The sequence below is a fragment of the Streptomyces sp. NPDC037083 genome, assembly GCF_055606485.1.
On record NZ_JBVJSQ010000004.1, the window covers coordinates 458,414 to 482,136 of the forward strand.

21 protein-coding genes and 1 pseudogene are annotated in these 23,723 nt (G+C 73.8%); 13 read left to right on the top strand and 9 right to left on the bottom strand.

Going from position 1 to position 23,723, the window contains the following annotated elements; translation table 11 throughout:
* Positions 1-118: 118 nt before the first annotated feature.
* Complete coding sequence (locus ACZ7DE_RS14130) at positions 119-874, bottom strand: CDP-alcohol phosphatidyltransferase family protein (protein ID WP_470760816.1); 756 nt, start codon at positions 872-874, stop codon at positions 119-121.
* Positions 875-982: 108 nt separating this feature from the next.
* Between ACZ7DE_RS14130 and ACZ7DE_RS14135 the strand changes: the two genes are divergently transcribed.
* The 5 genes and pseudogenes from ACZ7DE_RS14135 to ACZ7DE_RS14155 all read left to right on the top strand — a co-directional run.
* Positions 983-1,972 (top strand): zinc-dependent alcohol dehydrogenase, encoded by a 990-nt coding sequence (locus ACZ7DE_RS14135; RefSeq protein WP_470760818.1) that lies wholly within the window; start codon positions 983-985, stop codon positions 1,970-1,972.
* Positions 1,973-2,083: 111 nt separating this feature from the next.
* Positions 2,084-2,482 carry a 6-pyruvoyl trahydropterin synthase family protein gene (locus tag ACZ7DE_RS14140; protein ID WP_470760820.1) on the top strand — a complete coding sequence of 133 codons (399 nt, stop codon included), beginning with the start codon at positions 2,084-2,086 and terminating at the stop codon, positions 2,480-2,482.
* The gene (locus ACZ7DE_RS14145; RefSeq protein WP_470760823.1) at positions 2,479-3,693 is read left to right on the top strand and encodes a glycosyltransferase family 4 protein; all 1,215 of its coding nucleotides are present in this window, start codon (positions 2,479-2,481) and stop codon (positions 3,691-3,693) included. Before ACZ7DE_RS14140 ends, ACZ7DE_RS14145 begins: the two co-directional genes overlap by 4 nt.
* Positions 3,690-4,922, top strand: coding sequence for a class I SAM-dependent methyltransferase (locus tag ACZ7DE_RS14150; RefSeq protein WP_470760825.1), 1,233 nt, complete (start codon positions 3,690-3,692; stop codon positions 4,920-4,922). Before ACZ7DE_RS14145 ends, ACZ7DE_RS14150 begins: the two co-directional genes overlap by 4 nt.
* Positions 4,922-5,932, top strand: a pseudogene (locus tag ACZ7DE_RS14155) (lysylphosphatidylglycerol synthase transmembrane domain-containing protein); the annotation flags it as partial. The gene ACZ7DE_RS14150 and the pseudogene ACZ7DE_RS14155, both read left to right, overlap by 1 nt.
* Before the next feature lie 146 nt (positions 5,933-6,078).
* Here ACZ7DE_RS14155 and ACZ7DE_RS14160 read toward each other — a convergent pair.
* Complete coding sequence (locus ACZ7DE_RS14160; protein ID WP_470760828.1) at positions 6,079-6,882, bottom strand: creatininase family protein; 804 nt, start codon at positions 6,880-6,882, stop codon at positions 6,079-6,081.
* Between the two features lie 38 nt (positions 6,883-6,920).
* On the opposite strand from ACZ7DE_RS14160, the gene ribA reads away from it, so the two are divergent.
* From ribA to ACZ7DE_RS14180, 4 genes are all read left to right on the top strand, one after another.
* On the top strand, positions 6,921-7,580 hold the full coding sequence (ribA, locus tag ACZ7DE_RS14165; RefSeq protein ID WP_470760830.1) for a GTP cyclohydrolase II: 660 nt from the start codon (positions 6,921-6,923) through the stop codon (positions 7,578-7,580).
* Between the two features lie 110 nt (positions 7,581-7,690).
* Entirely contained in the window at positions 7,691-8,836 is a 1,146-nt protein-coding gene (locus ACZ7DE_RS14170) for an NAD(P)/FAD-dependent oxidoreductase (protein ID WP_470760833.1), read from the top strand.
* Positions 8,833-9,912, top strand: coding sequence for a saccharopine dehydrogenase (locus ACZ7DE_RS14175; protein WP_470760835.1), 1,080 nt, complete (start codon positions 8,833-8,835; stop codon positions 9,910-9,912). The genes ACZ7DE_RS14170 and ACZ7DE_RS14175 overlap by 4 nt, the downstream gene beginning before the upstream one ends.
* Positions 9,905-11,077: a saccharopine dehydrogenase family protein gene (locus tag ACZ7DE_RS14180; RefSeq protein WP_470760837.1), complete on the top strand. Its 1,173-nt coding sequence runs from the start codon at positions 9,905-9,907 to the stop codon at positions 11,075-11,077. The genes ACZ7DE_RS14175 and ACZ7DE_RS14180 overlap by 8 nt, the downstream gene beginning before the upstream one ends.
* A 170-nt stretch (positions 11,078-11,247) precedes the next feature.
* Here the strand turns inward: ACZ7DE_RS14180 and ACZ7DE_RS14185 are convergent, their stop codons facing one another.
* From ACZ7DE_RS14185 to ACZ7DE_RS14195, 3 genes are read right to left on the bottom strand one after another with little or no spacing between them, the layout of a single operon-like run.
* Positions 11,248-12,477, bottom strand: a complete 1,230-nt coding sequence (locus tag ACZ7DE_RS14185) for a serine hydrolase domain-containing protein (protein ID WP_470760840.1) — start codon at positions 12,475-12,477, stop codon at positions 11,248-11,250.
* A gap of 40 nt (positions 12,478-12,517) precedes the next feature.
* Positions 12,518-13,957, bottom strand: a complete 1,440-nt coding sequence (locus tag ACZ7DE_RS14190; RefSeq protein ID WP_470760843.1) for an MFS transporter — start codon at positions 13,955-13,957, stop codon at positions 12,518-12,520.
* Complete coding sequence (locus ACZ7DE_RS14195; protein WP_470760845.1) at positions 13,954-14,565, bottom strand: TetR/AcrR family transcriptional regulator; 612 nt, start codon at positions 14,563-14,565, stop codon at positions 13,954-13,956. The genes ACZ7DE_RS14190 and ACZ7DE_RS14195 overlap by 4 nt, the downstream gene beginning before the upstream one ends.
* Before the next feature lie 87 nt (positions 14,566-14,652).
* Between ACZ7DE_RS14195 and ACZ7DE_RS14200 the strand changes: the two genes are divergently transcribed.
* Entirely contained in the window at positions 14,653-15,102 is a 450-nt protein-coding gene (locus tag ACZ7DE_RS14200; RefSeq protein WP_470760847.1) for a PPOX class F420-dependent oxidoreductase, read from the top strand.
* Positions 15,103-15,241: 139 nt separating this feature from the next.
* A complete protein-coding gene (locus ACZ7DE_RS14205; protein ID WP_470760849.1) occupies positions 15,242-15,652 on the top strand; it encodes a VOC family protein in 411 nt (136 codons plus the stop codon).
* A gap of 202 nt (positions 15,653-15,854) precedes the next feature.
* On the opposite strand, the gene ACZ7DE_RS14210 is transcribed toward ACZ7DE_RS14205, so the two are convergent.
* A complete protein-coding gene (locus ACZ7DE_RS14210; protein WP_470760851.1) occupies positions 15,855-17,195 on the bottom strand; it encodes an MFS transporter in 1,341 nt (446 codons plus the stop codon).
* A 356-nt stretch (positions 17,196-17,551) separates the two neighbouring features.
* Positions 17,552-18,235: a TetR family transcriptional regulator gene (locus ACZ7DE_RS14215; RefSeq protein ID WP_470760853.1), complete on the bottom strand. Its 684-nt coding sequence runs from the start codon at positions 18,233-18,235 to the stop codon at positions 17,552-17,554.
* Between the two features lie 149 nt (positions 18,236-18,384).
* Here ACZ7DE_RS14215 and ACZ7DE_RS14220 point away from each other — a divergent pair, with 149 nt between their 5' ends.
* Positions 18,385-19,281 (top strand): shikimate dehydrogenase, encoded by an 897-nt coding sequence (locus tag ACZ7DE_RS14220; RefSeq protein ID WP_470760855.1) that lies wholly within the window; start codon positions 18,385-18,387, stop codon positions 19,279-19,281.
* A 96-nt stretch (positions 19,282-19,377) separates the two neighbouring features.
* A complete protein-coding gene (locus ACZ7DE_RS14225) occupies positions 19,378-21,204 on the top strand; it encodes a bifunctional sugar phosphate isomerase/epimerase/4-hydroxyphenylpyruvate dioxygenase family protein (RefSeq protein ID WP_470760857.1) in 1,827 nt (608 codons plus the stop codon).
* 1 nt (position 21,205) lies between these two features.
* On the opposite strand, the gene ACZ7DE_RS14230 is transcribed toward ACZ7DE_RS14225, so the two are convergent.
* Together ACZ7DE_RS14230 and gnd are read right to left on the bottom strand one after the other, a co-directional pair.
* Positions 21,206-22,648 (bottom strand): membrane-associated oxidoreductase, encoded by a 1,443-nt coding sequence (locus tag ACZ7DE_RS14230; RefSeq protein WP_470760859.1) that lies wholly within the window; start codon positions 22,646-22,648, stop codon positions 21,206-21,208.
* Between the two features lie 188 nt (positions 22,649-22,836).
* Positions 22,837-23,718 (bottom strand): phosphogluconate dehydrogenase (NAD(+)-dependent, decarboxylating), encoded by an 882-nt coding sequence (gnd, locus tag ACZ7DE_RS14235; RefSeq protein ID WP_470761102.1) that lies wholly within the window; start codon positions 23,716-23,718, stop codon positions 22,837-22,839.
* Between the last annotated feature and the right edge of the window lie 5 nt (positions 23,719-23,723).

The window sequence follows — 23,723 nt, forward strand, 5'->3', positions numbered from 1 at the left end:
TTTTTTTTTGTTTCTCGGGGGGGGGGGCAGGGGGGGGGGGGGTGTGTGTTTGTCCTCTCTGGGGGGTGGTCGTCGGAATGTGGCCCACGGTCCGGGCCCCACCCACGCGCGAGTGCCGCTACACGAGCTCCAGCAGCTTCTCCGCCGGGGCCTGCGCCGCGATCCGCGACGTCCGCCACAGCCACATCACGTCACGGCCGAACGACCACACCAGCGAGCCCAGCGCCAGCAGCACCACCGCGAAGTTGGCGGCGTAGGGCAGCAGGTTCGCGCCCGCCAGCAGCAGCAGGACGCCCTGCAGTGCGGCGACCGTCTTGCGGGCGGTGCTCGGCGGGAGCGGGGCGTTGAGCCACGGGGCCACGCGGGCCGCGGCGACGAAGCCGTAGCGCATGCCGCCGATCAGCAGGACCCACGGGCCCAGCGCCATCGAGACGTACACGCTGAGCACCAGGATCAGGAACGCGTCCACCTCCATGTCGAAGCGTGCGCCCAGCGCCGTCGAGGTGCCGGTGCGCCGGGCGACCTTGCCGTCGACGCCGTCGAGGATCAGGGCCACGGCCGTCAGGCCGACCAGCAGCGTCACCGGGGGCGTGCTCTCGAAGGAGTCCGCGACCAGCGCGGTCACCCCGCCGACCAGCGTCGCCCTGCCGAGGGTGACCCGGTTGGCCGGGCCGAACGTGCGCAGGCTGGAGCGGTGCAGCGCCCGGGAGAGCACCGCCCAGGTGGCGATGGCGAAGACGAGACCGGTCACCCAGCCCGCCGGCCCCATGCCGATCGCCGTGCCGAGCAGGGCCAGCAACAGGATCTGAACGCCCGCTCCCACAGCGGTCTCCTGCTGGACCAGCCTTGCGTCGTAAGTGTTGTTCAGGGCCACCGCACATTCCTCCGGCCAGGTGACAGAGATGATCAGTGCCGCGTACTGTGCGCGGACTGTGCACACCTCGGTACGTGAACAGGTTCCCGATCGTTCAGGAGGATGTGGATGTCGATCGCCGCACGTGCGTTCTGGGTCGGCTCTCCCGGTGAAGGAGAGATCCGCGAAGTCGTCGTTCCGGAGCCGGCCGAGGGCGAGGTCCTGGTCCGCTCGCTGTGGTCCGGCGTCAGCCGCGGCACGGAGACCCTCGTCTTCCGCGGCGGGGTGCCCGAGAACCAGCGCGCCGTCATGCGGGCGCCGTTCCAGGAGGGCGACTTCCCCGCGCCCGTGAAGTACGGCTATCTCAACGTCGGGGTGGTGGAGCGGGGTCCGGCGGCGCTGGTCGGGCGCACGGTGTTCTGTCTGTATCCGCACCAGACGCGGTACGTGGTCCCGGCGTCGGCGGTGACGGTCGTACCGGACTCGGTGCCGGCGCAGCGGGCCGTGCTGGCCGGCACCGTGGAGACGGCCGTCAACGCGCTGTGGGACGCGGCCCCGCTGGTCGGCGACCGTATCGCGGTGGTCGGCGGCGGCATGGTCGGCTGCTCGGTGGTCGCGCTGCTGGCCCGCTTCCCCGGGGTGCGCGTGCAGTTGGTCGACGCCGACCCGGCGCGGGCGAAGGTCGCCGAAGCCCTCGGCGTGGACTTCGCCGTCCCTCAGGACGCGCTCGGCGGCTGCGACCTCGTCGTCCACGCCAGCGCCACCGAAGAGGGCCTGGCCCGCTCGCTGGAGCTGCTCGCCGACGAGGGCACCGTCCTCGAACTGAGCTGGTACGGCGACCGGAAGGTGTCCCTCCCGCTCGGTGAGGACTTCCACTCCCGGCGGCTGGTCGTCCGCAGCAGTCAGGTCGGCACCGTCTCCCCGGCCCGCCGTTCCAGCCGGACGTACGCCGACCGGCTCGCCCTCGCCCTGGAACTGCTGGCAGACCCGGCGCTGGACGCCCTCGTCACCGGAGACAGCGCTTTCGAGGAGCTGCCGGAGGTGATGCCGAAGCTCGCATCGGGCGAGATCCCGGCGCTGTGTCACCGCGTCAGGTACGAGCAAGAGCGCCTGACCTGAGAAAAGAGTGAGATCCGGCTGAACAGGGGGAAGCGAAGAGCCGTACTACACGGCATCCCCCGGCGGCCATCGGCCGGGGGACCAGAGGCGCCGCACCTGGAGGGTCGTCCGTTGTTCAGTGTCACCGTCCGCGATCACATCATGATCGCCCACAGCTTCCGCGGCGAGGTCTTCGGACCCGCGCAGCGCCTGCACGGAGCGACGTTCCTCGTGGACGCCACCTTCCGCCGCGAGCAGCTGGACGACGACAACATCGTCGTCGACATCGGACTGGCCACCCAGGAGCTCGGTGCGGTGGTCAGCGAGCTGAACTACCGCAATCTCGACAACGAGCCCGATTTCGCGGGGGTCAACACCTCCACGGAGTTCCTGGCCAAGGTCGTGGCGGACCGGCTCGCGGAGCGGATCCACAAGGGCGCCCTGGGCGAGGGAGCCCGGGGCATCGCCGCCGTCGCCGTCACCCTGCACGAGTCGCACGTCGCCTGGGCGAGTTACGAGCGTGCGCTGTGAGCGACGTGACCCTGGAGAAGGCCGCCGTGCAGGCCGTGCAGACCGTGCAGAAGACCCCGCTCGCGTACGTGCCCGTGCAGGCGGCGCTTCCCAAGATGGGCGGGATCATCCCCATGTCCCTGCGCTCCGTGCAGTTCGTGATGCCGGGCGGCGTCGACGATCAGGCGAACCCGAGCGGCGGCAACGCCTACGACCGGCGTCTGTGCCTGGACCTGCCCGGTTTCGGCTGGCAGGTCCACAAGCACCTGGTGTCCGGCTCCTGGCCCCGCCCGGAGGCGGAGGCCCGCGCGGAACTGGCGCGCACGCTGCGTGAGTTCCCCGACGGCACGGTCGTCCTCATCGACGGCCTGGTGGCCTGCGGGGTTCCGGAGATCATCGCTCCCGAGGCGGAGCGGCTGCGGCTCGCCGTCCTCGTGCACCTGCCGCTGGGCGACGAGCGGGGGCTGGCGCCCGAGGTGGCCGCCGAACTCGACGCCAGGGAACGGGCCGTGCTGCGGGCCGTCCCCGCGGTGATCGCCACCAGCGACTGGGCGGTCCGGCGTCTGGTCTCCCACCACGGCCTCGCCCCCGAGCGCGTGCACGTCGCCGCCCCCGGCGCCGACATCGCCCCCCTCGCCTCGGGCACCGACGGCGTCTCCCGCCTGCTGTGCGTGGCCGCCGTGACCCCCCGCAAGGGGCAGCACCGGCTGGTGGAGGCGCTGGCCGCGGCGCGGGACCTGCCGTGGAGCTGCGTGTGCGTGGGCGGTCTCGGGCAGGACCCGGAGTACGTCGCCCATCTGCGCGGCCTCATCGCGAAGTACGGCCTGCAGGACCGGCTGGAGCTCGCGGGCCCCAAGGCCGGCGCCGAGCTCGACGCCGCGTACGCCTCGGCCGACCTGATGGTGCTCACCTCGTACGCGGAGACGTACGGCATGGCCGTCACCGAGGCGCTCGCCCGCGGCATCCCCGTCCTCGCGACGGACGTCGGCGGACTGCCCGAGGCGGTCGGACGCGCCCCCGACGGCGGCGTCCCCGGCATCCTCGTCCCGCCGGAGGACCCGGCCGCCCTCGCGGCCGAACTGCGCGGCTGGTTCGGCGAGGCCGACGTACGACGGCGGCTCAAGGCGGCCGCACGCGGCCGCCGGGCCGCCCTGAACGGCTGGGCGTCCACCGCCCAGAGCCTGGCCGGCGTTCTGGGCAGGCTTCCCAGCGAACCGCGGAGGGCGGCATGAGGAAGACGACGGCGACCCCGGCCGACGTGGCACGACGCGTGGGCGGCATCCCCGCCCAGCCCGGCCGCAAGGAGGCTGCTTCCGTGGTGGAGCCCGCACTTTCCGCAGGCGGCCCTGGTGTGCGGGCCCTGGCCGCGTCGCAGCCGGAGGCGTCCGACGCCGACTCCGTGGCCCTGCCGGTGAACGCCGGTTCCGTGCCGCAGGCGGTGGCGCCGGGCGCGGACTCCGGGCCGCGGGCGGTGACTTCCGGCGACGTGCCGCAGACCGCCGGCGACGGCTCCGTGCCGCGCACGGCCGTGCTCGCCGCCGGTTCCGCGGCGGACGTGGTCATCGCCGGCGCCGGACCCGTCGCCCGGACCGGCGAACGGCCCACCGTGCGGCTGCGGGACGCCGGACCGGACGAGCAGCCCCGCTACGCGCCGGAGTGGCTTGAGCTGCGCGAGCCCGCCGACGCCGCCGCCCGGTCCATGGAACTGCTGGACCCGCTGCGCATCCGGCTCGCCAACCTGCCCGGCCGCAGCGGCCTGGCCATCCACGACCTGGGCTGCGGCACCGGCTCCATGGGCCGCTGGCTGGCCCCGCGGCTGGACGGCGCCCAGCACTGGGTCCTGCACGACCGCGACCCCTACCTGCTGCACTTCGCCGCCGTGGCCTCCCCCCGCGCGGGCGCCGACGGCAGCCGGGTCACCGTGGAGACGCGGCGCGGCGACGTCGCCCGCCTCACCCCGGACGCCCTGCTCGGCGCCTCGCTGGTCACCGCGTCCGCGCTGCTCGACGTCCTCACCCGCGAGGAGGTCGAGACGCTCGCCGCGGCCTGCGCGGGCGCCGGCTGCCCCGCGCTGCTGACCCTCTCGGTCGCCGGACGCGTCGAATTCGGCACGCCCGACCCGCTGGACGACGAGATCGCCGCCGCCTTCAACGACCACCAGCGGCGCGGCGGCCTCCTCGGCCCCGACGCGGTCTCCGTGGCCTGCGAGGCGTTCGCCGACCAGGGCGCGACGGTCAAGGTGCACCCGAGCCCGTGGCGGCTCGGCCCCGAGAACGTCGGCCTGACCGCCCAGTGGCTGCGCGGCTGGGTCGGCGCGGCCGTGGAGGAGCGCCCCGAACTGGCCGAGCGCGCCGAGGGCTACCTCGCCGCACGGCTCGCGGCCTGCGCGGCGGGCGACCTGCACGCCACCGTCCACCACAGCGACCTGCTGGCACTGGCCCGGCCGACGGGCAGGGCCTGATGAGCGCGGAGACGATCGGCCCGCCGGTGACGGCCGCGCCGCCCGTGCTGTGGAGCGAGACGGCCTCCCCGGTCGTGCGGCGGCCCCCGCGCGGCCCGGTGGCGATCCGCACCGGCTCCGCCGTGTCACCGGCCCGCATCGGCGTCATCGTGACCGAGCCGCACACCGAGCGGCCCTCGCGGCTGCGCGCCCTGCTCGGCAGCCGCGCCCTGCGCACGCACTTCGGGACCGTCGCCGGAGTCGCCATCCTCACCGTCCTGCTGTGGCGGCTGGGCACCGGCGTCTTCCTGGACGGGCTGCGGCGGATCGACGCGGCGACCCTGCTGGCGGCGCTCGCCATCGGCGCGGTCACCACCGTGTTCAGCGCCTGGCGCTGGGCGTTGGTGGCCCGCGGCCTGCGGATACGGCTGCCGCTCGGTCCGGCGGTCGCCGACTACTACCGCGCCCTGTTCCTCAACGCGGCGCTGCCCGGCGGGATCCTCGGCGACGTGCACCGCGCGGTGCGGCACGGGCAGAGCGAGGGCGACGTCGGACGCGGTGTGCGGGCCGTCGTCCTGGAACGCACCGCGGGTCAGCTCGTCCTGGCCGTCGCGGGTCTGACGGTCCTGCTGACGCTGCCCTCGCCGGTCATGCAGGACGTCCGGCAGATCACGCCGCTGGTCCTGCTGGCCGGCGCGGGCGCCTGCGCCGTCGTCCTCGCCGTGCGGATGAACTCCTCGGCGCCGCGCCGCGGCACCCGGCTGCGGGCGGCGCTGGCCGAGGCGCGCGAGGGGCTGCTGTCGCGGCGCAACGGGCCGGGCGTCGCCGTGTCGTCGGCGGTCGTGCTGGCCGGGCACCTCGGCATGTTCGTGGTGGCCGCCCGGGTGGCCGGCTCGGCCGCCTCCGTGCTCACGCTGCTGCCCATCGCCGTCCTCGCCCTGCTCGCCATGGGCCTGCCGCTGAACGTCGGCGGCTGGGGCCCCCGCGAGGGCGTCACCGCCTGGGCGTTCGGCGCCGCCGGGCTCGGCGCGAGCACCGGCCTCGCGGTCGCCGTCGTCTACGGAGTGCTCAGCTTCGTGGCGGCGCTGCCGGGGGCGGTCGTGCTGGTGGTGCGCTGGTACGCGGGACTGCGCACCCGGGCCGCGGGACCGGCCGGCCCCGGCGCCGACGAGCGGCGCTACGACGAGGCCGCGTCGCCCGCCGCGATGGCGTCGGCGCCGGTCGCCGTGGCGCCCGAAGTCAGCAACGAGAAATACGCGCCGAAGGAATCCACCAGGCTCGCCAGGAGTTCCTTTCCCTTTTCCGCCGAACCCAGGGAAGGACGGCCGATGACGCCCGAATCGGTATAGGCGGACATTCCGAGCGAGAGCAGATGGCGACGGTCGTCCGCGACGAAATCGGCCGACTCGTAACCGGGCCGGACGAATTCGGGACGATCGTGCAGCAGGATCGAGGTCTCGATCTCCCCGGCGTGCATGTCGGTGAGCAGTGAGGTCGACACCCCGGACCGCTCCAGCGCCGCCTCCCAGTCCTCCGGGGCCGGGAAGAGCGCCATCCGCTCGCCGCGGGCGGAGGACTCCTGGACGACGTTGCCCAGGACGTAGTTCCCGCCGTGTCCGTTGACCAGCACCAGGGCCTCGACGCCCGAGCGGCGCAGCGAAGCCGCGATGTCCCGTACCACCGCGTGAAGGGTCACGGAGGAAATGCTGACGGTTCCCGGCCAGGCCGCGTGCTCGTGCGAGCAGGCGATGGTCACCGGCGGGAGGAGGTGTACCGGATACGCCTCGGCGATCTCCCGCGCGATGGCGCAGGCGACCAGCGTGTCGGTGGCCAGCGGCAGGTACGGACCGTGCTGTTCGAAGCTTCCGACGGGCAGGACCGCCACCTGTGTCGAGACGCCGGCGCCCCTGGCCCGTACGTCTTCGGTAGTGTCCGTCGGCACCAGTCCGTGCGCCGCCGACCGTATGTCCGAACCACTCATTTCTTCCCGGCCCTTCGTCTCTGCTTAGGAACCAGATCATGACAGAAAAAATTGGCGTACTCGGCACGAAGACCCCGCAGCGCACCGGTGTGGAACGCGTGGTGAATGCCCCCCTGCCCACCGTGTACGGGAAATTCCAGGCGATCGGTTATATGGACCACGACCGCGGTGACGAGCAAGTCGCCCTGGTCTACGGAGAGATCGGCACGGAGGACGTGCTGACCCGGCTGCACTCGGAGTGCCTGACCGGCGACGCGTTCGGCTCCCAGCACTGCGAGTGCGGCGACCAGTTGGAGTCCGCGCTGCGCGCGGTCGTCGCCGAGGGCCGCGGCATCGTCGTCTACCTGCGCGGTCACGAGGGCCGTGGCATCGGGCTGCTGGGCAAGCTGCGGGCGATGGCACTGCAGGCTGAGGGCCTGGACACCGTCGAGGCCAACGTCGCGCTCGGCTTCCCGGTGGACGCCCGCGACTACAAGGTGGCCGCCGACATCCTGCGCGACCTGGGCGTGCGTTCGGTCCGCCTGATGTCGAACAACCCGCGCAAGCGCGAGGCGCTCGTGGACAACGGCGTCAAGGTCGCGGAGGAGGTGCCGCTGCTGATCGAGCCCTGCGAGAACAACATCACCTACCTGCGGACCAAGCGCGAGCGCATGGACCACCGGCTGCCCCACCTGGACGCGGTGGCGCACTGGTCCTGAGCGCGCTTCGCCGCCGCCGCCCGGACGGGTAGGGATCACGGCGGCCATGCCGTACGACAGCCTCGGCCTCGGTGCACGGGCCGGGGCCGCCGCCGGAAGGAGCCGCTCGCGTGAACACGCATGCCTCGGTCGTCGTCATCGGCGGCGGGGTGATGGGCACCAGCATCGCCTACCACCTCGCCGCCGCCGGTGTCCGTGACGTCCTGCTGCTCGAACGGGACGAGCTCGGCGCGGGCTCCACCTCGAAGGCCGCCGGAGGGGTCCGTGCCCAGTTCTCCGACGAGCTGAACATCCGGCTCGGGGCGCGCAGCCTGGAGGCGTTCGGGCGGTTCGGGGAGGAGATCGGGCACGACATCGGGCTGCGCCGGGTCGGCTACCTCTTCCTGCTGTCCACCCCGCAGGAGGTCGCCGCCTTCGAGGCGGGCGTGCGGCTGCAGAACGCGCTCGGCGTGCCCAGCCGGATGATCGACCCGGCCGAGGCCCGGCGCCTCTCCCCGCTGATCGACTCCGACGGGTTACTGGCGGCCGCGTTCTCGCCCGACGACGGCCACTGCACCCCGGAAGCCGTCGTCCACGGGTACGCGGCCGCCGCCCGCCGGTGCGGTGCGCGCATCCTGCGGCACACCGCGGTCACCGGCATCGAACGGCAGGGCGCCACCGTCACCGCCGTGCAGACCACGCTCGGCCGGATCGCCACGAACACCGTGATCTGCGCGGCCGGCGCCTGGTCCAGGGCCGTCGGCGCGATGGCCGGCGTGGATCTGCCGGTGCAGCCGCTGCGCCGCCAGATCGCGGTCACCGAACCGGTCCCCGGCCTCCCGCCGGACCTCCCGATGACCATCGACTTCGCCAGCACCCTCTACTTCCACTCCGAGGGCCCCGGCCTTCTGGTCGGCATGTCCGACCCGGACGAGCGCCCCGGCTTCGCCACCGACACCCACGACCGGTGGATCCCCCGTCTGGCCGGGGCCATGGCGCGCCGCGCCCCCGCCCTGCTCGACCTGCGCCGCACGGGCGGCTGGGCGGGCCTGTACGAGGTCACCCCGGACCACAACGCCCTGATCGGCGAGGCGTCGACGGTCTCCCGTTTCCTGTACGCGACGGGCTTCTCCGGGCACGGCTTCCTCCAGGGCCCGGCCGTCGGCGAGGTCGTCCGCGACCTGTATCTGGGCCGCGTACCCTTCGTGGACGTCACCCCCCTGAGCGCCGACCGTTTCGCGGCCGGCGCCCCGCGTCCGGAGGTCAACTGCGTATGACCGAACTGCACCTGTGGCTGCGCCACGAGGCCCGCACCACCGAACGGCGCACCCCGGTCGTCCCCGACGACGCCCGCCGACTCGTCGAGGCCGGCGTCCGCCTGACCGTCGAGGACTCCCCGCAGCGCGTGTTCCCGATCGAGCAGTACGACGTCGCCGGCGCGCGGATCGTCCCCGCGGGCTCCTGGGTCTCCGCGCCGCGTGACGCAGTCGTGCTCGGCCTGAAGGAACTCCCCGACGAACCGGCGGAGCTGACGCACCGGCACATCTTCTTCGGGCACGCCTACAAGCAACAGCCGGGCGCGGACGCCCTGTTGCGTCGGTTCGCCGACGGCGGCGGAGCGCTGCTCGACCTGGAGTACCTGGTCGACGACGACGGCCGTCGCCTCGCCGCGTTCGGGTTCTGGGCGGGCTATCTCGGCGCGGCCCTGGCGGTCCTCCAGCACCGGGGCAGGCTGACCTCTCCGCTGCGGCCCACCGACAAGGACGAGTTGGACGGGACGCTGCGTCCGGAGCCGGGCGACGAGGAGTTCACCGCCGTCGTCGTCGGCGCCCTCGGGCGTAGCGGCCGGGGCGCGCGGGCCGCGTTCGCCACGGCCGGCGTGGACCCCTCCTGCTGGGACCTGGCGGAGACCCGCGACCTGGACCGGCGGGCCCTGCTGGCGCACGACGTGCTGGTCAACTGCGTCCTCGCCACGACTCCCGTGCCGCCGTTCGTCCGCGAGGAGGACCTCGACGACCCCGCCCGACGGCTGCGCACCCTCTCCGACGTCACCTGCGACGTGGGCTCGCCCCTCAACGTCCTGCCGGTGTACGACCGCACGACCGAGTGGACCGACCCCGTGCGCCGTCTGCGCAAGGAACCGGCGCTGGACCTGATCGCCATCGACAACCTGCCGTCCCTGCTGCCGCGCGAGTCCAGCGTCGACTTCTCGGCGGCCCTCACACCCCAGCTGCTCGGCTTCGGCGCCGACGGGCCGTGGGGCCGCTGCCTGGCCCGCTTCCAGGAGGCGAGCCGTGAACTCGGCCTGACGCAAGGGCACTTCGGCGCGGAAGGACGCTCCGGCCGTGTCTGATCCCGTACCCGCCACCGGAACCGTCCACTGGGTCGGCGCGGGCCTGTCCACGGGCAGCGGCCTGGCCGCGCTGTGCGGGCACGGCGCCCGCGTGCGCCTGTGGCACCGCACCGCGGAGCGGGCGGCCGGGGCCCTCGACCGGCTGGGCCTGACCGGACGTGCCGAGCCCCGCGCGTACACCCTGGACGCGCTCACCGCCGAGCTGGCCCCCGGGGACGTCGTCGTGTCGATGCTGCCCGCGCCCGAGCACGCCCCGCTGCTGTCGGCGTGTCTGGCCCGGCGAGCCCACTTCGCCTGCTCCAGTTATGTCTCCGACGCGCTGCGGGAGCAGGCGACCGCGGCGGCCGGGGCCGGGATCGTCGTCCTCACCGAGGCCGGACTCGACCCGGGAGTCGACCATCTCTTCGCGCACAGCCTCGTCGCCCGTGCCCGGGCGGCGATCGGGGACGACACTCCGGCCTCGTACCGCCTCACCTCGTACTGCGGGGGCGTTCCCGCGGTCCCCGACGACTTCAGGTACCGCTTCAGCTGGGCGCCCCTCGGCGTCCTCAACGCGCTGCGCACACCGGCGCGTTACGTCGAGGAGGGGGCCGAGACCGTCGTCGAGCGGCCCTGGGAGGCCACGCGCGCGCACCTCGTCGGCGACGAGAGGTTCGAGGCCTACCCCAACCGCGACAGCGTTCCGTTCATCGAGCAGTACGCACTGCCCCGGGCCTGGAGGCCGCGGACCTTCGTGCGCGGCACGCTGCGCCTGGACGGCTGGCTGCGGGCCTGGGACGCGGTGTTCGAGGAGCTGCGGACCGGCGACGACGCCCGGATCGCCGCCCTGGCCGGGGAACTGGCGGCCGCCCACCCGACCACGGACGCCGACCGCGACCGGGTGGTCCTCGCCGTGTCGCTGGAGGTGCGCGCGGACGCGGGAGGGGGCGTCGGCGACGGCCGCTCGTGGTCCGGCGGTTACCTCCTGGACCTGGAGGGCGACGAGGAGGAGAGCGCGATGGCCCGCTGCGTCTCCCGGCCGCTCGCCCTCGGCGTCCGGCACATCCTGGACGGCTCCCTGCCGCCGGGCCTGAACCGGGCGGCCGGGACGGCGGCCCGGTCCGAACAGTGGCTGCGCGAACTCCAGGACGACGGACTGGAGTTCAGCCTGCGGATCGCGGACTGACGGTCGGGGCGGAGGGCGGACGGCGGAGGCCGGGCCGGCCCGGTCCGGTAGTGGTCCGGACGGGGGGCCGGTCGGGGGACCGGTCGTCGTCCGCCGCCCGCCGGCCGACGCGTGTCTGCCGGTCCTCGGCCGCCCGCCGCTGCCGGCCTCCTCGCCTCGGGGCCTGGCGGTCAGCCCGTGATCGCCTCGTGCACCAGACGCTTGAGGTCGGGGTAGAGCTTCAGGGACTTCCGGGGCCTGAGCTGGGTCAGGAACTGGACGCTCACGTCGTGGGCCGGGTCGATCCAGAAGGTGGTCGTGGCGACGCCGCTCCAGCCGTAGGCGCCGAGACCGGAGGGGGCCTGGGTGCGGCTGGGGTCGACGACCACGGAGACGCCGAGCCCGAAGCCGACGCCGTCGTTGCCGGGCTCGTCGTGGGCGGGGCGGCTGCCGAAGGCGCGCAGGTCGGCGCCGCCGGGGAGGTGGTTGCGGGTCATCAGGTCGACCGTCTCGGGCGCGAGCAGGCGGACGCCGTCGAGCTCGCCGCGCCGCCGCAGCAGCTCGCTGAACCGGTGCACGTCGTACGCGGTCGCCACCATGCCGCCGCTGCCCGACAGGAACCGGGGGCGGCCGGACAGCGGCAGGCCCGGGATCGGCTCGATGCCGCCGCCGTCCGCGTCCCCGTACAACTCCGCCAGCCGGCCGGCCTGCTCGTCCGTGACCTGGAAGCCGGCGTCGGACATGCCGAGCGGGCGGAAGATCCGCTCGGCGAGGAACTCGTCCAGCGGACGGCCGGAGACCACCTCGATGATCCGGCCCAGGACGTTGGTGGCCACCGAGTAGTTCCACTGGGTGCCCGGCTCGAACTGCAGCGGCAGGCGCGCGTAGGCCTCGACGGTGGTCGCCAGGTCCGAGCCCGGCAGCACCGCCGACTCCAGTCCGGCCTCGCGGTAGAGGGCGTCGACCGGGTGGCAGTGGTAGAAGGCGAAGGTCAGGCCCGCGGTGTGGGTCATCAGGTGCCGCACCAGCATGGGCTGCTCGACCGGACGGGTGGTGAGGCCGGCGCCGGAGCCGCCCGTGTACACGCGCTGGTCGGCGAAGGCCGGCAGATGGTCGGCGACGGGGTCGTCGAGCCCTAGCCGGCCCTCCTCCATCAGTATCAGCGCGGCGACCGAGGTCACCGGCTTGGTCATGGAGTAGATCCGGTAGAGGGTGTCCGCCTCGACGGGCAGCCCGGCGGCGATGTCGCGACGGCCGTGCGTGGTGAGGTGCGCGACCCTGCCGCCGCGCGAGACGGCCAGGAGGAACCCGGGAAGGCGCCCCTCGTCGACATAGTGGGCGACGTGCTGGTCGAGGCGGTCCAGCGCCTTCCCGTCCAGCCCGACCTCGCTCGGGTCGACCTCTTGTCGCAGCAGTGCCATCGTTCTCCTCCGGTGCGCTCGTTCAAGGTGCGCTCCCGGCCTACCCGCCGGGACGACCTCGGACCTCATCGTCGCTCAGGGAACGCGCGTGCGGACCCCTTTCGACGCCGTGATCCGTGTGCGTTGCGTCGCTTGCCCCAGCCGGGTGACCTGCGGGGCGGACGGCGGAGGCGGGCCGCGAACGGCCCGGCAGCGCCCGGCAGGCCGCCGGAGCGGCCGCGGCCGCGCACGCCAGCACCAGCAGGGGCGCCCGCGGCGCGCCGAGGTCCATGAGCACGGCCGCCGTCGCCACGCCGAGCACCGGTCCGACGTTCATCGCCGTCTGCTGCAGCCCGCCCGCCACGCCGGCCGACTCGGCGGGCGCCGCCCGTACGACGACATGGGTCGCCGCCACCATCACGGCGCCGAACCCGGCTCCCACCAGGGCGAACCCGGTGCAGAACGCGGCCGGTCCCGACGCCGCGGAGAGCACGAGGAGACCGGCGGCGAGGACCGTCGTCGCGCCGCAGACCGTGACGCGGGCGCCGGCCCGGCGCAGCAGGACCGCGGCGGCGGGGGCGGCGGCCACCAGCAGCACGGCCAGCGGCAGGCTGAGCAGCGCGGTGCGCAGTGGGGTCAGCCCCAGGCCGTCCTGCAGCAGGTAGACACAGGCGAACAGCCCGCCGTTCAGGGCGGCCGACGCGATGACGAGCACGCCGAGCCCCGCGCCCACCGCCGGCGCCCCGACGACCTCCGGGGGCAGCAGGGGAGCGGCGGCGCGGCGCTCGTGCCGTACGAAGGCGACGCCGCCGACGAGGGCGACCGGCGCCGACCAGCTGATGCCCGGCAGGGTGACGAGGGCGTGCACCAGACAGGCCAGGGCCACCGCCGCCAGCAGGGCGCCGGGGAGGTCCAGCGGGACGCCGGCGGGCGGACGGGCGCGCTCGCGCCGGGCGAGGGCGAGCGCGCCGCACAGCAGGGCGGGCAGGACGTTGAGGAGGAACACGGCACGCCAGCCGAACTGCGTGGCCAGGGCGCCGCCCACCACCGGTCCGGCGGCCGCGGCCACCCCGATGGACGCGGTGCGCACGGCGATCGGGGTCCGCAGCCGCTCGGGCGGGTACGCGGACCGCAGCATCCCGAGCGTGGCCGGCTGCAGGAGCGCCCCGAACACGCCCTGCACGATCCGCAGCCCGATCACCCAGCCGATGCTCGGAGCCCCCGCGATGCCCGCCGAGGCGGCGCCGAAGCCGAGCATGCCGAGGGCGAAGGCACGACGGTGCCCGTAGCGGTCGCCGAGCCGCCCGGCGAACACCAGCAGGCCCGCCACCGCGACCAGATAGCCCGTGCCGGCCCACTGCACCTCGGCGACGGAGGCGTGCAGGTCGTGCCGCAGGGCGGGCTGGGCGACGGTGAGCACGGTGCCGTCGAGGGCGACCACCACGGCACCGGCCACACTGCCGGCCAGGGTCAGCCCCGGGGAGCGCGAGGAGGACGTCACCGGCCGGCCTCCGGGCCCAGGTGCGCGTCCAGGGCCGTGCGCAGCAGGGGCGTGAAGTCATCGCTCCCGGTGGCGAGTTGGAGACTGCCCCAACGCCACAGTTGCGCGATGCCGTGCAGGTTCGCCCACAGCACGCCGGCGACCGCCCGGGCGTCGGCGTCCGCGCGGACCCGGCCGACCAGCTCCACCAGGACGCCGAACAGCGGCAGGCTGGTGTCCCGGAGCCGCAGATGCCCGCTCTCCAGCAGGTCGTGACGGAACATCAGCTCGTACATTCCCGGGTTCTCGGCGGCGAACTCCAGGTAGACGCGGCCGAGTTCGGTGAGCTGCTCGCGCGGGCCCGCCGTCCCGTCGCCGCGAGCCGCCGTCACGCGCGCGGCGAGATCGGCGAAGCCCCGGTGTGCGATGGCCGACAGCAGTTCCAGGTGGGTGGGGAAGTGGCGGCGCGGCGCTCCGTGCGAGACGCCTGCCCGCCGGGCGATCTCGCGCAGGCTCAGCGCCCCGGCGCCCTCCCGGGACACCAGGTCCACGCCGACGTCGACCAGACGGGTGCGCAGGTCCGGATCGCCCGCGGCCCGGTCCGGGGCGGGGGGCTCGGGTCTCTTCATGGGCACTGTCTACCAGGGGTCGGTAGACAGTGTCTACTCTCTTCGGTGGGGGGAATGCGCCCCCGGGGGGCGCGGGTTGTGCCAGGCATGACTCAGGACATGACGCAGAACGCACTGCTCGCGCTGCTCTCCGAGGGACGCGGCGGGGTGCTGGTGACCCTCAAGCGCGACGGCCGCCCCCAGCTGTCGAACGTCAGTCACCACTACTACCCGGACGAGGGTGTCATCCGGATCTCCGTCACCGACGACCGCGCCAAGACCCGTAACCTGCGCCGCGACCCCCGCGCGTCGTACCACGTCACCGCCTCCGACCGCCGCGCCTACACGGTCGCCGAGGGCACCGCCGATCTCTCGCCGGTCGCGGCGGACCCCTACGACGAGACGGTCGAGGAGCTGATCCGCCTCTATCGCGACGTCCTGGGCGAGCACCCCGACTGGGAGGACTACCGCGCCGCCATGGTCCGCGACCGCCGGCTGGTGCTGCGCCTGCGGGTGGAGCGGGCGTACGGCATCCCCAAGGGCGCGAACGACGGCTGAGGGGTCGCACGACGACGGTCGTAGGCCGACGGTCGCACGACCTGGGTCCGCAGACGCAGGACCGACGGCCGATGCCCCGGCCGGCGCCCGACGCCCAGGCTGCCGGAGCAGTCCGCCCCCCTCGTGAGGAGAAGTCGCGATGCCCGTCGACGGCCGTAGTCACATCCGGTTCGCCCGGCCCTCCCGCGACCTGGTCGCGGCGGAACGGTTCTGGGGGGAGGGACTCGGGCTCGGCGTGCTGTGGCGGGCCGAGGGCGGCACGGAGCCCGGCGAGCACGACCTGCTGATGCTCGGCTGGCCGGACGCCGACTGGCACCTGGAACTCGTCCATGAGCCGGCCCGTCCCGTGGAGCCCCGCCCCACGGAGGAGGACCTTCTGGTGATCTACGTCGACGGTCCCGTCCCCGACGACCTGGTGGCCCGGCTGGAGCGGTGCGGGGGCAGACAGGTGCGCTCGCCGAACCCGTACTGGAACGAGTGGGGCGTCACCGTCGAGGATCCGGACGGATACCGGCTGGTGCTGTGCCGACGCGGATGGTCGAACGCCTGACGCCCCCGGGCGACGCGCGGCCCGGCGGGGTTCACGCGTCCCTCGCCGCCAGGCGCACCCGGCGGCGGCGCGCCCGGGATCCCGGAGCCGGTGGGCTCCGGGATCCCGGGCGGGGGTGGACCTGACGGTCCGCCGGGTCCGGCGGTGCGCTCGGGGACCGCGGTCCGCCCGGGCTTGGCCTCCGGGCGACTCGGCGGTTCGCTCAGGCGGTCACCGTCTCCGGCCGGGCGGCCTCCGGACGGTCGCGCTCGCCGAGCCGCTCCGTCGGGATCCTTGCCGTCTCCCGGGCCGACAGGGCCGCGATCACCGGAGGTACGCACAGCGCCGCCGTGAAGAAGGCCACCGAGGACCAGTCGTCGCCGTCCGGGCCCGCGAGCTCCGCGGCGAAGGTGACCGCGAAGCCGGCCACGGCGAAGCCGATCTGGGTGCCGATCGCCATGCCGGACAGCCGGACGCGGGTGGAGAACATCTCCCCGTAGAGCGAGGGCCACACGCCGTTGGCGGCGCTGTAGACCACGCCGAAGGCGAGGACGCCCAGCAGCAGGATCAGCGGGTAGGAGCCGGTGGAGATCGCCCACAGGTAGGCGAACATCGTCACCGCGCTGCCGGCCGCGCCGAGCAGGTACACCGGACGGCGGCCGATGCGGTCGGAGAGCGTGGCCCATGCCGGGATGGCCGCCAGCGCGACCAGGTTGGCCAGCGCGCCCACCCACAGCATGGAGGAGCGGCTCATCCCGACCGAGTCGCTGGTGGCGTAGGCCAGCGCCCACACCGTGAAGATGGTGCTGACCGAGGCGACGAGCGCCCCCGCGATCACCCGCAGGACGTCGGCCCAGTGCTCCCGCAGCAGGACCGCCAGGGGCAGCCTGACGACCTCGCCGGTGGCCTGCTGCGCCGTGAACGCGGGGGTCTCCTCCAGCTTGCGGCGGATGACGTAGCCGGCGACGGCGACCGCGATGCTCAGCCAGAACGGCACCCGCCAGCCCCAGGACAGCAGCTGCTCCTCGGGGAGGGCCGCGATCGGGATGAAGACGAGCGTGGCGAGGAGCTGACCGCCCTGGGTGCCGCTGAGGGTGAAACTGGTGAAGAAGCCCCGCCGCTCCGACGGCGCGTGTTCCAGCGTCATCGAGTTGGCGCTGGCCTGCTCCCCGGCCGCGGAGATGCCCTGGAGGACGCGGCACAGCACCAGCAGGACGGGCGCGAGCGTGCCGACCTGCGCACGGGTGGGCAGACAGCCGATGAGGAACGTCGAGACGCCCATCAGGATCAGCGTGAAGACCATGATCTTCTTGCGGCCCACGCGGTCGCCGAAGTGCCCGAGGAAGAGCGCGCCGACCGGACGGGCGGCGTAGGCGACGCCGAACGTCGCCAGGGAGAGCAGGGTCGCGGTGGCCGGGTCGGACTCGTCGAAGAAGACCTTCGGAAAGATCAGTGCTGCCGCGCTGCCGTAGATGAAGAAGTCGTAGTACTCCAGAGCGCTGCCGATCCAGGCCGCCGTGGCGGCTTTCTTCGGCTGGCCGGGAGGTGCGGCGGGGACGGACACGGCGTGCTCCTTCGAGGGGACTCCAACATAGGTGGAGTGAGGGAAGGGGAGAAGGGCCGGTTCCCTGGGGTGCGGGGCGGCTGCGCCGGGTGCGTGCCCGGCTAATTAACCCACTGGGTAGTTAGTAGCGGATGGCTACGGATGTTGCGCTGATGTTTCTCGGCTGTCAATAGGTCCTGCGGATTCCCGCGGATTCCCGCTGGGTCCCGCGGGCGGATCCACGGATCCCCACCCGCACCGGGCCGCCGCCGGGCGGGCGCATCGGCCGCCGGATGCGCCCATGGGCCGGTCGGCGGATCGGCCGGCGGATCGGGCGGCCGATCCGCGGCGGGTCGGTCCGTTCGGCCGCCTGCGGATCAGTCCGCGGACCCGTCGGCCGCGCGCTCCGCCGTCAGATAGGCGATCACCATGTCGCCGAGCATCGCGCGGTAGTGCTCGCGCTGGGCGGGATCGACGAGGTCGCGGCCGAACAGGGCGCCGAAGGTGTGCCGGTTGGCCACCCGGAAGAAGCAGAACGAGCTGATCATCGCGTGCAGGTCGACGGCGTCCACCTCGGCCGTGAACAGGCCCGACTCCTGTCCGGAGGCCAGGATGCGGCCGATCACGTCGAGCGCGGGGGACCCGATCCGCCCGAGCTTCTCGGAGGCGGCGATGTGCTCGGCCTCGTGGATGTTCTCGATGCTCACCAGGCGGATGAAGTCGGGGTGCTGCTCGTGGTGGTCGAAGGTCAGCTCCGCCAGCCGGCGGATGGCCGCGACCGGGTCGAGGTGCTCGACGTCGAGCTGCTGCTCCGCCTCGCGGATCACCCCGTAGGCCCGCTCCAGCACGGCGGTGAACAGCTGGTCCTTGCCGCCGAAGTAGTAGTAGATCATCCGCTTGGTGGTGCTGGTGCGGGCCGCGATGTCGTCCACCCGGGCCCCGGCGTAGCCGACCCGGGCGAATTCCTGGGTCGCCACGTCGAGGATCTCGGCCCGGGTCCGGGCGGCGTCGCGGATGCGGCCGTTGCCGTGGGGTCGTGCCGGTTCGTCGACGCTGGTCATCGGGTTCCTTCGGGCGGCGTGGGTGCAGTGCCGAGATTCTAGAAGCCCGCTCGCGGCCCGTGCGGTGACAGGGCTTCCCCTGAGGCCCGCCCCGGTGCTATGACTAACTCACCAGTTCGTACATTAGCTACCCGATCAGGAGGTCCGCCGTGGCCGTCGTCTCCCAGGACTCGTATCTCGTCGGGCTGATCGGTTCCGGCATCGGACCGTCGCTCAGCCCGGCACTGCACGAGCGGGAGGCCGACCGCCAGGGGCTGCGCTGCCTCTACCGCCTCATCGACATCGACGTGCTCGGCGTCGGTCCGGAGGCGGTGGGCGACCTGGTGCGGGCCGCCCGCGACCTCGGCTTCGACGGGCTGAACATCACGCATCCGTGCAAGCAGCTGGTCGTCGAGCACCTCGACGCGCTCTCCCCGCAGGCCGAGGCGCTCGGCGCGGTCAACACCATCGTCTTCGAGGACGGCCGGGCCGTCGGCCACAACACGGACGTGACCGGTTTCGCCGCGTCCTTCGCTCGCGGCCTGCCGGACGCCCCGCTGGAGCGGGTGGTGCAGCTGGGCGCGGGCGGCGCGGGGGCCGCCGTCGCGCACGCCACGCTCACCCTGGGCGCCGGGCGGGTCACCGTCGTGGACGCGCTGCCCGACCGGGCCGCGGAACTCGCCGCCTCCCTCAACCGCCACTTCGGACCCGGCCGGGCCGCGGCCGCCGCCCCGGACCGGCTGGCCGCCCTGCTCGCGTCGGCCGACGGCGTGGTCCACGCCACCCCCACCGGGATGGCCGCCCACCCCGGCCTGCCCTTCCCCGCCGCACTGCTGCGCCCCGGCCTGTGGGTCGCCGAGGTCGTCTACCGCCCCCTGGAGACCGAACTGGTGCGCACCGCCCGCGCGGTGGGCTGCGCCACGCTGGACGGGGGCGGCATGGCCGTCTTCCAGGCCGTGGACGCCTTCCGCCTGTTCACCGGCCGTGAGCCCGACAGCGCCGGCATGCTGGCCGACTTCGCGGAGATGGTCCGCGGCGCGGAGCACTCGGCGGGCCACGCCGTATGACGGCCGCCGGCCGTCCGCGGACGGCCGGCGGAGCCGCAGGATGCCACGCCCCGCGCCCCGCACGGGACGCGGCACAGCCCCCGAAGGAGCACGACCGTGCGTACGTCCATAGCCACCGTCTCCCTCAGCGGATCCCTCACCGAGAAGCTCACGGCCGCCGCCCGGGCCGGTTTCGACGGCGTCGAGATCTTCGAGAACGACCTGCTGGCGAGCCCCCTCGCCCCGACGGAGATCCGCGCCCGCTGCGCCGACCTCGGCCTCGCCGTCGACCTCTACCAGCCCATGCGGGACATCGAGGCCGTGCCCGCCGAGGAGTTCGCCCGCAACCTGCGCCGCGCCCGGCACAAGTTCGCGCTGATGCGGGAACTCGGCGCGGACACCGTCCTGGTCTGCTCCAGCGTCTCCCCGCTGGCCCGCGACGACGACGCGCTCGCCGCCGAGCAGCTGAGCGAACTGGCCGACCTCGCACAGGACTTCGGCGTTCGCGTCGCCTACGAGGCGCTCGCCTGGGGACGGCACGTGAACACCTACGACCATGCCTGGCGCATCGTCGAGACGGCCGGCCACCCGGGGCTCGGCACCTGCCTGGACAGCTTCCACATCCTGTCCGGGGGAGCCGGTCCCGACGTCCTCGACGGCATCGAGGACATCCCCGGCGAGAAGATCTTCTTCCTCCAGCTGGCCGACGCCCCACTGCTCGGCATGGACGTGCTGCAGTGGAGCCGCCACCACCGCTGCTTCCCCGGGCAGGGCGGGTTCGACGTCGCCGGCCTGGTCGAACGCGTGCTGCGCACCGGCTACGACGGCCCGCTCTCCCTGGAGGTCTTCAACGACGTCTTCCGGCAGGCCGAGGCCGGCCCGACCGCCGTGGACGCCCGCCGTTCCCTGCTGATCCTCCAGGAGGAGGTCGGCATCGAGGTCCTGCCCGCGCCCGTGACCCCCTCCGCGGTGGCCTTCGCCGAGCTGGTCACCCACGACGCCGAGCCCGTCGCCGCCCTGCTCACCGGGCTCGGTTTCGCCCGCACCGCCCGGCACCGGGGCAAACCGGTCGATCTGTGGGAGCAGGGCGAGGCCCGGATCCTGGTCAACACCGGTGCGGACGCCCTCCCGCACACCCGGCTTCGCTCGCGCGGGGGGAGCCCCGTCGACGGCACCGCTCTCGCCGCGATCGGCCTGGAGTCCCCGGACCCGGCCGCCGCCGCCCGCCGCGCGGAGGCCCTGCTCGCCCCGGTCCTGCCGCGCCGGCGCGCCGAGGGGGACGTCCCGCTGGACGCCGTCGCCGCCCCCGACGGCACGGATCTCTTCCTGTGCGCGACGAACCGGCCCGGACTGCCCGACTGGCGGGCCGACTTCGAGGACGCGCCGCACCACCGCGCCGCGGACGGCGACTTCCGCATCGACCACGTGGCCCTGACCCAGCCCTGGCACCACTTCGACGAGGCCGTCCTCTTCCACCGCGGCGTCCTCGGCCTCGACGCCCAGGAGAGCGTCGACGTGGCCGACCCCTACGGGCTGCTGCGCAGCCGGGCCGTCGCCAACGCCGACGGCAGCGTCCGGTTCCCGCTCACCGTCGGCGCGGCCCCCGGCGACGACACCGCGCACGCCCGGCACATCGCGCTGGCCACCGACGACGTGGTCGCCGCGGCCCGCCGTCTCGTCGAGGCCGGCGGCCGCCCGCTGCCGATCCCCGCGAACTACTACGACGACCTGGCCGCCCGCTTCGAGTTCGCCGACGGCGAGCTGGAGACCTACCGCGACCTCGGCATCCTCTACGACCGGGACGCACACGGCGTCTTCCGGCACTGCTACACGCGCACCGTCGGCCGCGTCTTCTTCGAACTCGTCCAGCGCGACGGTGGCTACCAGGGCTACGGCGCCGCGAACGCGCCGGTGCGGCTGGCGGCCCAGCACACGGCGCGCTGACCTACTGGCGGCTGACGGTCCTGGTCACACCGGCGGCGACGGTCGTGGCCAGGATCCAGCCGGTGACGATGAGGACGTAGGACAGCGTCTGGTACCAGCCCCTCGGCGCGAACGCGCTCTCCTGCCCGAAGGAGATCACCGGCAGCAGCAGGTCGAGGGTGTAGAAGACCGGGTCGAAGGGAGGAGCCTCGCCCGCCTTGAGCGGCGGCGGGTGGTGCCCGGCGTACGCGACCGAGCCGACGGCCAGCAGCGACAGCAGCCAGACGGCCGCGCGCAGCGGGCGGAACCCGTAGCCGACGGCCGCGTCCTGCAGATGACCCCACAGGCGGCCGTACCAGGGGAGTGTGCCGCGGTGACGACGCTGCTTGGCGAGCTGCACCAGCCGGGCGGCCCGGTCGTCGCCGGTGTTGCGGTAGGCGGCGGTGAGCTGCTCGTAGGCGTGCGGGTCGAACGCGCCGTCGTCGCGCTCCAGCATCGGCAGCCGGCGCTCGGCGGGCTCGTGCGGGGTGAGGAAGGTGTAGGTGAGGTCGAGCAGCCGCACCTGGTCGGGCAGCATCTCGGGCTCCAGCTGGAGCTGCCCCACCTCGGCGCGCCGCAGGTTGAGCCTGCCCTCGATCGGGGGGCCCTCGCGCAGCCAGAGCTCGCCTATGACGCAGCTGCTGGCCCGCAGGGCGGTGCCGCCCGGGTTCGACAGAGAGGCGCGCAGCAGATCCACCCGGCCGGGTATGCGCGAGCCGCGCAGATCGATCCGGCCCCGGGCCCGCATCCGCCGGCCCAGCACGTTGGCTCCCACGTCGAGGGCCTCCGCCTCCAGGACGAAGCCGCCGGGATTGCTCAGCTCGGCGTCCTCCAGGTCGATGGAGCCGGCCACGGTGGCGCCGTCCAGCCGGATCAGCCCGTGGGCGCGCAGCCCTCGCGCGCACAGGTCGTCGTCGACGCAGACCCGGTTGAGCTGGAGGACGGGCTGCGCGGGATCCGTGGCGGTGACGTCGGCCCCGTCGAGGTACAGCGCACCCGAGATCTGCGCCCTGCTGAGGAGCACCGGGCCGCCGACACGGCAGCGGGTCAGCCGCAGCCCCCCGTCGATCCGGGTGTGCGACGCGTCCAGACCGGGCAGCTCGGAGTCGCGCAGGCTCAGGTAGTTGAGCTGGGCGCCGACCAGCCGCGGGGCCTCGTCGAAGCGGCAGTGGATCAGGCGGAACATGCAGTCGACGACCGCGTTCCGCAGATCGAGGAGGCCGGTGACGCGCGCGCCGACCACCTTGAGCGCGGCGATCTCCCCGGGTTCCCGGGGGCCGTTGAGGAGCAGCGCCCGCAACACGGCCGCCCGTACGCGGCGTTCGGGACCGCCTTCCTCGCCCCGGTCCCGGAAGTCCACGGTCGCGCCCGTGGCGAAGGCCCGCCAGACGCGTCGTTCGGCCGGTGTCAGATCGTCGATCTCCATCAGCCGCGACTCTGGCGGGCCTTCGCGAGCGGTGTCAACCCGGCTCAGCGCCGACGTTCCGCTCGGCGGTCACGGGCCGCTCGTGCTCCGTCGGCAGCCGGCTGACCGTGCCCGAGGCCGGCCGGAACGACCGGCCCTCGGGGCGAGGGACCCGGCCCGTTCCTCTCCGGGATCCCCACGGTCCTCGCCTACTTCTTCGCCGACTCGACGGCGTGCCCGCCGAACTGGTTGCGCAGCGCCGCGATCATCTTCATCTGCGGCGAGTCGTCCTGACGGGAGGCGAACCGCGCGAAGAGGGACGCGGTGATGGCCGGCAGCGGCACGGCGTTGTCGATGGCGGCCTCGACCGTCCACCGCCCCTCGCCGGAGTCCTCGGCGTAGCCGCGCAGCTTGTCCAGGTGGGTGTCCTCGTCGAGGGCGTTGACCGCCAGGTCCAGCAGCCAGGAACGGATGACCGTGCCCTCCTGCCAGGACCGGAAGACCTCGCGGACGTTCTCCACGGAGTCGACCTTCTCCAGCAGTTCCCAGCCCTCGGCGTAGGCCTGCATCATGGCGTACTCGATGCCGTTGTGGACCATCTTGGAGAAGTGCCCGGCGCCGACCCTGCCCGCGTGGACGTAGCCGTACGGGCCCTCGGGCTTGAGCGCGTCGAAGATCGGCCGGAGCCTGTCGACGTGCTCCTGCTCGCCGCCGACCATCAGCGCGTACCCGTTCTCGAGGCCCCAGACGCCGCCGGAGACGCCGGCGTCGACGAAGCCGATGCCCTTGGCGGCGAGCTCCTCGGCGTGCTTCTCGTCGTCCGTCCAGCGGGAGTTGCCGCCGTCGACGACCGTGTCACCGGCCTGGAGCAGGCCGCCGAGCTCGTCGACGACGGACTGGGTGGGGCCGCCGGCCGGGACCATCACCCAGACGGTGCGCGGCGCCTCCAGCCGTTCGACGAGTTCGGCGAGGTCCTTGACGTCGGAGAGTTCGGGGTTGCGGTCGTAGCCGACGACGGTGTGGCCGGCGCGGCGGATGCGCTCGCGCATGTTGCCGCCCATCCTGCCGAGGCCGATCAGACCCAGCTGCATCGATG